Below are 10876 nucleotides of genomic sequence, written 5' to 3' on the forward strand. Positions count from 1 at the left end.
CGGCAGGTCGAGGCGCTCGTGGCGGCCGGCGTCGCACGGGACAAGATCTTTTTGGACAAGAAGTCCGGCGCGACCACCGACCGGCCGGGCCTCCGGGCGTTCGAGGCGACGTCGAGGGCCGACGCGCGGCCGGGTCCGGGGCTGCGAGGCGATGGCCCGATGGGACCACCTCTCGCGGTGCCCGTCCACCCGGCGGCGCGGGTCGCACCGGCGGTCGCCCCGCCGTCCGGTCGCGCCGCGCGGCGCCGGACCGCAGGATCAGCCGTCGTGACCGCTCCCCGCTCCCGCCCCTACCCGCTCGGCGCCACGTGGCGCGACGGCGTCCTCGACGTCGCCGTCTCCTCCGAGACCGCCGACGCCGTCGAGGTCTGCCTCTTCGGCACCGCCGACGAGCCCCACGACGAGCGGCGGGTGCGCCTGACCGAGCGGACCGGCCACGTCTTCCACGGCCTCGTCGACGGCGCCGGGCCCGGCACCCGCTACGGCCTGCGCGTCCACGGCGAGTGGGCCCCCGACCGGGGGCTGCGCCACAACCCGCACAAGCTCCTGCTCGACCCGCACGCCCGCGCCGTCGAGGGCGGGTGGACCTGGGGCGAGGAGGTCTTCGGCCACCACCACGACGCCCCCGAGACGCTCAACGAGGCGGACTCGGCGCCCTCGAGCCCGCGGTGCGTCGTCGTCGACGACGCCTTCGACTGGGGCGACGACGCGCCGCCGCGCACGCCGATGGCCGACACGGTCGTCTACGAGGTGCACGTCAAGGGCTTCACGCAGCAGCACCCGGACGTGCCGGAGGAGATCCGCGGGACGTACGCGGGCCTGGCGCACCCGGCGGCGGTCCAGCACCTCGTCGACCTCGGGGTGACCGCCGTCGAGCTGCTCCCCGTCCACCAGTTCGCCCAGGACAGCCACCTCCTCGAGAAGGGGCTGCGCAACTACTGGGGCTACAACTCCATCGCGTTCCTCGCGCCCCACGGCGAGTACTCCTCGGCCGGCGACGGGGGCGCGCAGGTCGCCGAGTTCAAGGCGCTGGTCAAGGCGCTGCACGCCGCGGGCCTCGAGGTGATCCTCGACGTCGTCTACAACCACACCGCCGAGGGCAACCACCTCGGGCCGACCCTGTCGCTCAAGGGCATCGACAACGGCGCGTACTACCGGCTCGTCGAGGACCAGCCGGACGCGTACTTCGACACCACCGGCACGGGCAACAGCCTCAACGTCGGCCACCCGGCGGCGCTGCAGCTCGTCATGGACTCGCTGCGCTACTGGGTCACCGAGATGCACGTCGACGGGTTCCGCTTCGACCTCGCGACGACGCTGACCCGCCAGGACGGCGACGCCGAGGTCCACAGCGCCTTCCTCACGCTCGTCCACCAGGACCCGGTGCTCGCCCGGGTCAAGCTCATCGCCGAGCCGTGGGACGTCGCCGGCTACCAGGTGGGCGGCTTCCCGGCGCGGTGGTCGGAGTGGAACGGCAAGTTCCGCGACGACGTCCGGGACTTCTGGCGCGGCGCGGACGGCGCCCTCGGCGCGCTCGCGCAGCGGCTCACCGGCAGCCCCGACGTGTACGAGGGCGCGGGCCGCTCGGCGCTGTGCAGCGTCAACTTCGTCACCGCGCACGACGGCTTCACCCTCGCCGACCTGACGATGTACGAGCAGAAGCACAACGAGGCCAACGGCGAGGACAACGAGGACGGCGAGAGCGACAACCGCAGCGACAACAACGGCGCCGAGGGCCCGACGGCGGACGCCGAGGTCGACGAGCGCCGCGACCGCCAGCGCCGCAACCTCCTCGCCACCCTCGTGCTGTCCGCCGGCGTGCCGATGGTCCTCGGCGGCGACGAGATCGCCCGCAGCCAGGGGGGCAACAACAACGCCTACTGCCAGGACGACGAGATCTCCTGGTTCGACTGGGCGCAGGCCGACCGGGACCTGCAGGCCTTCACGACCGAGCTGCTCGCGCTGCGGCGCGACAACCCCGTCCTGCGCCCGCGCTGGTACGGCGACGAGGGCCCCGGCACCCGCTCGGTGCGGATGCTGCGCGCCGACGGCGCCGACATGGGCCCGGAGGACTGGGAGGACCCGGCGGCCAAGTCGCTCGGCGTCCAGATGAGCCCGGGCGAGGGCGCGGAGGAGGGGGCGTCCTTCCTCCTGCTGCTCAACGCCGCCGACGGGCCGGTCGACTTCTCCGTGCCCGAGGCGCCCGGCGGCGCCTGGACGCTGGCGATGTCGAGCGACCCCGAGCAGGAGGTCGGCAAGGAGGTCCAGGACCTCTTCGTCCGCGACCGGTCCTTCACCCTGCTGCGCTCGGCCTGACGCCGGGCTCCCGCCGTCCGTCACCCCGGACTTCGTAGCCTTCGTCCGCCTCCGGGGCCCTCGAGGGCGGACGAAGGCTACGAAGTCCGGGAGCGGGGACCCGCCGCTCCTCCCGTCCTCGTCGTCGCGACGTGCGCCGCCGCGATGAGTCCCGGCTGCCGGAGCTGTCTGCCCCTCCACCAGGACCGCTGAGGAGGAGCCATGAGCATCCGTGTGATCGAGAAGACCGTCGACGTCGCCGCGCCGCCCGAGCGCGTGTGGGACGTGCTGCTCGACGACGCCACCTACCGGCAGTGGACGGCGGCCTTCGCCGAGGACTGCTGGGCCGAGACCGACTGGGCGGAGGGCAGCGAGGTGCGCTTCCTCGGCCCCGGGCGGTCCGGGATGCTCGGCCGCGTCGTCACGAGCCGCCGCCCCGAGCTCGTCGACGTCGAGTTCGACGGCCTCGTCGTCGACGGCCGCGACGACGTCGACAGCGCGAGCGCCCGGGAGTACCGGGGCGCGCACGAGACCTACCGGCTCAGCCCCGTGCCCGGCGGCACCCGGCTGGAGATCTCGGCCGCGATGGGGGAGGAGCACCACGACGCCATGACCGCCGCCTGGGACGACGCGCTCGCGCGGGTGCAGGAGCTGTCGACGGTGTCCGACCGGTGAAGGACGTCCTGCACGACTACCTGCGGCAGGGCCGCGACGTCGTGCTGTGGAAGCTCGAGGGGCTGCCCGAGCGTGACGTGCGGCGCCCCATGACGCCGACCGGCACGAACCTGCTGGGCCTCGTCAAGCACCTGGCGGGCGTGGAGGCCGGTTACCTCGGCGTGGTCTTCGGGCGCCCCTTCCCCGAGCCGCTGCCCTGGATGGACCCCGACGCGGAGCCCGACGCCGACCTGTGGGCGACGGCCGAGGAGTCTCCGGCCGCCGTCGTGGCGCTCTACCGCCGGGTCCACGCGCACGCCGACGCGACCATCGACGCGCTCCCGCTCGACGCCCCGGGCGAGGTGCCGTGGTGGCGGCCTGGAGCCCGAGCGGTGACCCTCCAGCGGGTGCTCGTCCACCTCGTCGCCGAGACCCACCGCCACGCCGGGCACGCCGACCTGGCGCGCGAGCTGGTGGACGGGACCGCCGGGCACCGGCGCGACGTCTCGAACCTGCCCGACGGCGACGCGGCGCGGTGGGCCGCGCACCGGGCGCGGCTGCAGGAGGTCGCCGACCGGGCCTGAGGGGAGCCCTCGGCGCCTCGCGCGGGTGCCGTCGAGACTCCGGGTCAGTCCGCCGGCGTCGCGACCGGGCCCGGCGTCGCGGCGCCCCGGCGGTCCGCGACGTCGAGCGCGTGCGCCAGGACGGCGACGACGCCGCCCACTGCCAGGGGGACGAACGAGACGGTCGCGTCCGGCGCGACCCAGGCCGCGAGCCGGTCGTCGGAGAGCACCCACCGGCGCACCAGCGCCTCGGCGACGGCGACCGCCTGGCCGGCCACGCCGACGAGCAGGGCGACCGTCCGCAGCCGGGCCCGGCTCCGCGCGGAGAACGGGTCGCCCGCGGCGAGCGAGCCGGCCAGCCGGAACAGCTGGACGAGGACGGCCAGGGCGACGGCGGCCGCGAGGACCGGGATGCCCACGAGAAGCAGCCGCTGCGCCGCGTCCGGCGTCCAGAGCTGCAGGGACACCTCGCCGACGAAGGGCTCCACGGCCTCGCCCGGGCCGTAGGGACCTCCGGCCAGGACGGGAAGCGGCGGTGTCGTCGACACCTCGACCGTGGGGGCGAGACGGGCGTCGACGAGGGGGACGCTCCAGAACCGCCCGCGGCCGACGCCCAGGCCGGCCGGACCCAGCACGGGCCGCAGGACCTCGGTCACCGCGACCACGGCGGCCACGACGACGAGGAGCACCTGCAGCGACCGACCGAGGAGGACGGCCGAGGGCGGGACGCCGTCCTCGCGCCGGAGCAGGCCAGCGGGCAGGGGGTGACGGCGAGACCCCGGCGTGCTCACGGGCACATCCCAGAGCGGGTGGTCACCGCCGTCAAGACCCTGAGGGCGGCGAGGGCCCTCGTCCGAGATCGGGTCCCGGGATCGGGTCCCGGGCGGACGCCTCAGCCCTCGTCGGCCAGCGCGGTGAGGAGGTCGGCGACGACGGGCGCGGCGACGGCGCCGCCGGCGCTGCCGCCCTCGACGACGACCGCGACGGCGACGCCCTCGCCGTCGGGGCCGGCGGGTCCGGTGCCCGGCTGGAAGGCCACCGTCCACGCGTTCGTCGGGTAGGTGCCGTCGGCGTCCGGCTGACCGACCTCGGCCGTGCCCGTCTTGGCCCCGACCGGCGCCCCCGGCAGCCCGGCGAGGGCCGCGGACGCCGTCCCCTCCGTCGCCACGAGGCGCATGAGGTCGCGGACGGCGCCGAGGTCGGCGACGGGCTCCGGGGGAGCGGCGCCCTCCTCGGGGGCCGGGTCGAGGACCACGCGCGGCGGCAACCAGGACCCGCGGGCGATCGTCGACGTCAGCACCGCCATGCCGGCGGGGCTGGCGAGGACCTGGCCCTGGCCGATCATCTCGGCGGCCTGGAGGTCCTCCGAGCCGGCCTCGGGCACCTCACCGGTGAAGGCGGGCACGCCGACCGACCAGTCGACGCCGAGGCCCATCGGGGCCGCCGCGGCCGGCAGCGCGCCGGCGTCGAGCCGGTCGGCGAGGGAGACGAAGGCCGTGTTGCACGACTGGGCGAAGGCCGTCGAGAACGGCACCTGGCCCAGCGCTCCGCCCTCGGCGTTGCCGAAGGTCCGCCCGCCCACGGTCACCGACGGCGGGCAGGGCACCACCTCGTCCACGGAGAGCCCCGCGGCGAGCAGGGCCTGCGTCGAGACCGTCTTGAAGGTCGACCCGGGCGCGTACCGGCCCTGCAGCGCGCGGTCGAAGCCGCCGGCCGGGGAGGAGGACACGGCCAGCAGGTCCCCGCTCGCGACGTCGACGACGACCGCCGCACCGACCCCGCCGTCACCCAGCCGCCCGGTGAGCGCCGCGTCGGCGGCGAGCTGCACCTGCGGGTCGAGGGACAGCTGCACGTCCTCGCCCGGCACGGGGCCCTGGGAGAAGAGGACCTGCTCCTCGGGCGCCGTGTCCCCGCCCGTGTCTCCGCCCGCCTCGCCGTCGACGTCCTGGGCCCCCCCGGGCACGCGCACCACCGTGGCGCCCGCGGTGCCGGCGAGGCGCTCGTCGTACTGGAGCTGCACGCCCGACAGGCCGGCCTGGTCGCCCGCGGCGATCCGGCCGTCCGAGCCCTCGACGACCTCCGCCGTCGCGTCGCCGACGACGCCGAGCAGGTCGCGGGCGAAGCCGCTCGTGGGCGCCAGCGCCCGCTGGCCGCTCACCCACTGCACGCCCGGCAGGGCGTCGAGCTCCGCCGCGACGGCGTCGAAGGCCTCCTGGCGCAGCGTGATGACGGGGACCGCCTGGTCCTGCGGCGCCGACGCGATGCGCTCGGCGAGGGAGCCTGCGTCCACGCCGAGCACGTCGGACAGGCTCTGCGCCAGGGCGCCGGGGTCTTCCGCCTGCGCCGGGGCCACCGACACGTCGACCACGGGCCGGTCGGTGACGAGGGGCTCGCCGTCCCGGTCGAGCACCTGGCCGCGCCCGGCGCGCACCCGGTCCAGGCGCAGCGCGTCGCCGTCCTCGAGCGACGGCGCGAGGGCCGACGGCGACCACGTCGCCGTCCACCCGGAGGCCTCGCGGTCCTCGCCCGTGGCGGCCAGCGGCAGCGACGTCTCGCTCGTCCACCCGTCGCCGACGGGCCACGTGACGCGCAGGTCGGCGCTGGCCGTGGCCTCGTCGCGCTCGACGTCGACGAGCTCGACGGAGGGCTCGAGGTCGCCCATGCCCGCGGTCACGGCCTCCTCCGCGGCGGCGACGGCGTCGGCGCCCCCGCCCCCGGCGAGGACGACGGGCGCCCCGGCGAGGTCGCCGTCGACCCAGGCCGCGACGACCTGCTCGGCGGCCGCGCGGGCGGCCTCGTCGCGGTCGCGGTCGGCGCGCTGGCCGAGGACGACGGCCGCGCCCGTCCCCGCGGCGGCGACGACGACGACCGCGCCGACGACGAGGAGGGCGGTGGTCCGACGCGAGAGGCGCTGCACGGGACCGACCCTGCCATCCCGGGCACGCGCGCCGTGGCCGGACGACAGCCCTCGCCGTGGCCGACGCGCTCTCCCAGCGAGTTCTCGGCTCCCGGACCTCCTGCGGCCCCGGGTGCGCGCCGATGACCCCTCTACCATGGCGGGGCGACGAGCCGCGACGGACACCCGTCCCGGCGTGGCTCCTGCCTCGTCCGGACCGACCGCCCCGCCGCAGTCCTCGTCCCGCCGACCGCGGGGCCCGACCGCTGGACCCCCACCGCTGGACCCCGACCGCTGGACCCCCACCGAGGAGAGGCCCCGCCCGCATGACGTCCCCGCGCACCGCCGCAGGCCGCCACGTCCGCGCCCGTTCCCGGGCGCGCCGCGCCGTCGCCGTCGTCGCCACGACGGCCGCGGGCGCCGTGGTGGTGGCGGGGGCCGCGGGCGCGGCGGTCGTCGCGCACCTCGACGGCAACATCACCTCGGTCGAGGTCGACTCGGTCCTCGGGGACGACCGACCGGAGCCGGCGCCCGTCGCCGAGGGCGAGACCGGCCCGCTCAACATCCTCGTCATGGGCTCCGACGACCGGTCCCAGCTGCGCGACGGCGACGCCTTCGGCGGCGACATCGGCGGCGGCGGGTCCGACACGACCCTGCTCGTGCACCTGTCGGCCGACCGCGACCGCGCGGTCGCCGTGAGCATCCCGCGCGACTCGATGGTCCAGGTCCCCGCCTGCGGCGACCCGCGCGGCGAGGGGCGCACCCGCACGGCGATGTTCAACTCGGCCCTCGCCGAGGGCGGCCCGGCGTGCGCCATCGAGACGGTCGAGGACAACACCAGGATCCCGATCGACCACTTCGCGATCGTCGACTTCGACGGCTTCCAGGACGTCGTGGACGCCCTCGGCGGCGTCGAGGTCTGCCTGCCCGAGGCGGTGCAGGACCCGAAGAGCGGTCTCGACCTGCCCGCGGGCACGAGCGAGGTCTCGGGCGAGCAGGCCCTCGCCTACGTGCGCGCCCGCTACAACGTCCCGGGCACCGAGGGCAGCGACATCGGCCGCATCGGGCGCCAGCAGCAGTTCCTCTCCTCCGTGGTCCAGGAGGTGACGAGCGCGCAGATCCTCCTGCGCCCCGACCGCCTCGTGCGCTTCCTCGACGCCGCCACCGCGTCCCTGACGACCGACCCCGGGCTCGACAGCATCGGCGACCTCACGCGGCTCGCGCAGAGCGCGTCGGGGCTGCGGCCCGACGACGTCTCCTTCGTCACCGTGCCCTTCGAGGCCTACGCCCCCGACCCCAACCGCCTGCAGTGGGCACCGCAGGCGGAGGACCTCTGGGCGAGCATCCGCGAGGACGCCCCGCTCCCGGGCTCGCCGGAGGCCGAGGCGGCCGCCGACCCGGCGCCCGCGCCCGCCCCGCTCACCGTCTCGCCCGGCTCCATCACCGTCGAGGTCTACAACGGCACGGGCGAGGGCGGCCGGGCCGGTGAGGCGCAGGCCGACCTCCAGCTGCAGGGCTTCACCGTCCCGGTCGCCGGCAACGCCGAGCCCGGCGCCCCCGCCGGTGTCCGCGTGACCTACCCGACGGGCGAGGAGGACGCCGCCGAGACGGTGGCCGCGGCCTTCCCCGGCGCGAACGTCGTCGAGGACCCGAGCCTGCAGGGGCGGGTCGTCGTGACCCTCGGGCCCGGCGCGCCGGACGTCGTCGAGGTCCCCAACCGGCTGGGCGACCAGCCGCTGCCCGACCGCAGCGAGCCGGCGACCGCCATCGAGGCCCGCTCGGCGTCCGAGGACATCTGCGCGTCCTGACCCGCCCGCACCGCCCGCGGGGGTGGCGCGGCCCCCGGGACGACGAACGGCGCACGACCCGCGGGTCGTGCGCCGTTCGGTCACTGCGGAGGCGGCGGGATTTGAACCCGCGATGGGGTATCACCCCAAACCCGCTTAGCAGGCGGGCGCCATAGACCACTAGGCGACGCCTCCGCGGGCGAGGGTACAGACGGCGGTGCGCCACCCGCAAAGCCGCCTGCGGGGCGCCGGGTGCGCCGCCCGCGGGGCAGCGGTCGGTCAGCCCAGGCGGCGGGCGAGCTCCTCGTGCTCGGCGTGCAGGGCGGCGGGGACGGTCGGGCCCAGCGCGTCCAGCCAGGCCCCGACCTCGGGGAGCTCGGCGCGCCACTCGTCGGCGTCGACGGCGAGGGCCGCGCGCACGTCGTCGGGGTCGGTCTCGAGGCCCCGCAGGTCGAGCGCGTCCACGGGCGGCACGAGGCCGACCGGCGTCTCGCGGGCGTCGCCGCGGCCCGCGGCGCGGCCGACGACCCACGCGAGCACGCGCGTGTTCTCCCCGAAGCCCGGCCACAGGAAGCGGCCGTCGTCCCCGCGGCGGAACCAGTTCACGCAGAAGATCTTGGGGCGGCGCTCGGGGGAGAGGCCCTCGCCGACGCGCAGCCAGTGGGAGAGGTAGTCGCCGGCGTCGTAGCCGATGAAGGGGAGCATCGCGACGGGGTCGCGGCGCACGACGCCGACCTGACCGGTGGCCGCGGCCGTCGTCTCCGAGGAGAGCGTCGCGGCGAGGAAGACGCCGTGCTGCCAGTCCCGCGCCTCGACGACGAGGGGCACGGTGGTGCGGCGCCGGCCGCCCACGAGGATCGCGGACAGGGGTACGCCCTCCGGGTCCTCGTAGGCCGCGGCGAGGCTCGGCAGCTGGTGGATCGGGGTGCAGAAGCGGGAGTTCGGGTGGGCGGCCGGCTCGTCGGACGCCGGGGTCCAGTCCCGGCCCCGCCAGTCGACGAGGTGCGCGGGCGGCTCGTCGGTCATCCCCTCCCACCACACGTCGCCGTCGTCGGTGAGCGCGACGTTGGTGAAGATCGACCGGCCCGCCGCGACCGCCCGCATCGCCGTGGGGTTGGTGGACCACCCGGTGCCCGGGGCGACGCCGAAGAGGCCCGCCTCGGGGTTGGTCGCCCGCAGGCCGCCCCGGGCGTCGGGGCGGATCCAGGCGATGTCGTCGCCGACCGTCTCGGCGGTCCAGCCGGGGAGCGTCGTCTGCAGCATGGCGAGGTTCGTCTTGCCGCAGGCGCTGGGGAAGGCCGCGGCGACGTGGTGGACCTCGCCGGCCGGGTCGGTGAGGCGCAGCACGAGCATGTGCTCGGCGAGCCAGCCCTCGTCACGGGCGATCACGGAGGCGATCCGCAGCGCGTAGCACTTCTTGCCCAGCAGGGCGTTGCCGCCGTAGCCCGAGCCGTAGCTCCAGACCGAGCGCTCCTCGGGGAAGTGGACGATGCGCTTGGTCTCCGAGCACGGCCACGGCACGTCCTGCTGGCCCGGCTCGAGGGGTGCGCCCACCGAGTGCAGGCACGGCACGAAGTCGGCGTCGGTGCGCTCCATCTGCGCCAGCACCTCGGCCCCGACCGTCGCCATGACGTGCATCGACGCGACGACGTACGGCGAGTCGGTGATCTCGACCCCGAACATCGGGTGCTCGGCCCGCAGGGAGCCCATGACGAACGGGATGACGTGCAGGGTGCGGCCGCGCATGGAGCCGCGGAACAGGCCGGTCAGCTCCGCCCGCATCTCGTCCGGGTCGACCCAGTTGTTCGTCGGGCCGGCCTCCTCGCGGGTGCGCGAGCAGATGAAGGTGCGGTCCTCGACGCGCGCGACGTCGCCGGGGTCGGAGCGCACGAGGTAGCTGTCGGGCTTCCGCTGCGGGTCGAGGCGGATCGCCGTGCCGGCGGCGACGAGCTCGTCGGTGAGGGCGCGCCACTCCTGCTCGGACCCGTCGGCCCAGCGCACCGCCGCGGGCTCCACGAGCTCGACGACCTCGCGCACCCACGCGGCGAGCCGGGCGTGCGACGTGCCCTCCAGCCGTGAGGGGACGCCCGGCGCGGTGCGCGCGGACGGCGCGGCAGGAGCGTCGGGGCGGGGGTCGGCGGGGGCGTTCGTCGTCATGGCGGGACGCTAGGAGCGGTCGGCGCTCGCGCCGAGGGGTGGGAGCGCTCCCCGTCGCCGATCGAGACGGACGTCACAGGAGCCCGGAGACGCATGTCACAGCGGCCTGCGACCCGCGTCACAGCGGGCGCGGGAGCGGGTCCTGTCGCGCTGGGGACCCGGGGCGCGGCGACGGGGGGCCTGCCGGCCCGGCATCGGATTTCGGGCTCCGCCGCGGACCGGGTACTGTTCTCCACGGCTCGCACGGCGGGCCGCTGCGCCCGTAGCTCAACGGATAGAGCATCTGACTACGGATCAGAAGGTTGGGGGTTCGAGTCCCTCCGGGCGCGCTCGTTGAGACAGCGACGACGACAGCCCCCCGGCAGACGTGCCGGGGGGCTGTCGTCGTCTCCGGCGCCTGCGGCCGGCCGCCGCCGCGGGGGCGTGCGGGCGCGGGGCCGCGCGGGAGGCGGCTACCCTCGCCGACGAGAACTGCCCGTCCCCGCGCGGGGGAAGCCGGTCCGACGCCGGCGCTGACCCGCAGC

At 76.3% G+C, this 10876-nt stretch carries 7 protein-coding genes and 2 tRNA genes; 5 read left to right on the forward strand and 4 right to left on the reverse strand.

Annotation, left to right across the window (positions count from 1 at the left end; all coding sequences use genetic code 11):
• Window positions 1–267: 267 nt before the first annotated feature.
• The 3 genes from glgX to HLB09_RS08255 all read left to right on the forward strand — a co-directional run bounded on the left by glgX (window position 268) and on the right by HLB09_RS08255 (window position 3533).
• Window positions 268–2316, forward strand: a complete 2049-nt coding sequence (gene glgX / locus HLB09_RS08245; protein ID WP_322790085.1) for a glycogen debranching protein GlgX — start codon at window positions 268–270, stop codon at window positions 2314–2316.
• A 201-nt stretch (window positions 2317–2517) separates the two neighbouring features.
• On the forward strand, window positions 2518–2970 hold the full coding sequence (locus tag HLB09_RS08250) for an SRPBCC family protein (RefSeq protein ID WP_171202914.1): 453 nt from the start codon (window positions 2518–2520) through the stop codon (window positions 2968–2970).
• Window positions 2967–3533, forward strand: a complete 567-nt coding sequence (locus tag HLB09_RS08255; protein WP_171202915.1) for a DinB family protein — start codon at window positions 2967–2969, stop codon at window positions 3531–3533. Before HLB09_RS08250 ends, HLB09_RS08255 begins: the two co-directional genes overlap by 4 nt.
• A 44-nt stretch (window positions 3534–3577) precedes the next feature.
• Here the strand turns inward: HLB09_RS08255 and HLB09_RS19915 are convergent, their stop codons facing one another.
• Both HLB09_RS19915 and HLB09_RS08265 read right to left on the reverse strand, forming a co-directional pair.
• A complete protein-coding gene (locus HLB09_RS19915; protein WP_171202916.1) occupies window positions 3578–4303 on the reverse strand; it encodes a DUF2975 domain-containing protein in 726 nt (241 codons plus the stop codon).
• A gap of 101 nt (window positions 4304–4404) precedes the next feature.
• Window positions 4405–6429 (reverse strand): penicillin-binding transpeptidase domain-containing protein, encoded by a 2025-nt coding sequence (locus tag HLB09_RS08265; protein WP_171202917.1) that lies wholly within the window; start codon window positions 6427–6429, stop codon window positions 4405–4407.
• Window positions 6430–6734: 305 nt separating this feature from the next.
• On the opposite strand from HLB09_RS08265, the gene HLB09_RS08270 reads away from it, so the two are divergent.
• Complete coding sequence (locus tag HLB09_RS08270; protein ID WP_171202918.1) at window positions 6735–8216, forward strand: LCP family protein; 1482 nt, start codon at window positions 6735–6737, stop codon at window positions 8214–8216.
• Between the two features lie 86 nt (window positions 8217–8302).
• On the opposite strand, the gene HLB09_RS08275 is transcribed toward HLB09_RS08270, so the two are convergent.
• A tRNA-Ser gene (locus HLB09_RS08275) sits at window positions 8303–8390 on the reverse strand.
• A gap of 84 nt (window positions 8391–8474) precedes the next feature.
• Window positions 8475–10352 carry a phosphoenolpyruvate carboxykinase (GTP) gene (locus HLB09_RS08280; RefSeq protein WP_171202919.1) on the reverse strand — a complete coding sequence of 626 codons (1878 nt, stop codon included), beginning with the start codon at window positions 10350–10352 and terminating at the stop codon, window positions 8475–8477.
• A 256-nt stretch (window positions 10353–10608) separates the two neighbouring features.
• On the opposite strand from HLB09_RS08280, the gene HLB09_RS08285 reads away from it, so the two are divergent.
• Window positions 10609–10681 (forward strand) — tRNA-Arg (locus tag HLB09_RS08285).
• The last annotated feature ends 195 nt before the right edge of the window (window positions 10682–10876 follow it).

Source organism: Pseudokineococcus marinus (assembly GCF_013004605.1).
Classification (GTDB): domain Bacteria; phylum Actinomycetota; class Actinomycetes; order Actinomycetales; family Quadrisphaeraceae; genus Pseudokineococcus; species Pseudokineococcus marinus.

What these genes read in the sequence shown, in the direction of transcription:
- HLB09_RS08270 (WP_171202918.1), top strand. Translation starts at nt 6,735, where the DNA reads ATGACGTCCCCGCGCACCGCCGCAGGCCGCCACGTCCGCGCCCGTTCC.
- HLB09_RS08250 (WP_171202914.1), top strand. Translation starts at nt 2,518, where the DNA reads ATGAGCATCCGTGTGATCGAGAAGACCGTCGACGTCGCCGCGCCGCCC.
- HLB09_RS08280 (WP_171202919.1), bottom strand. Translation starts at nt 10,352, where the DNA reads ATGACGACGAACGCCCCCGCCGACCCCCGCCCCGACGCTCCTGCCGCG.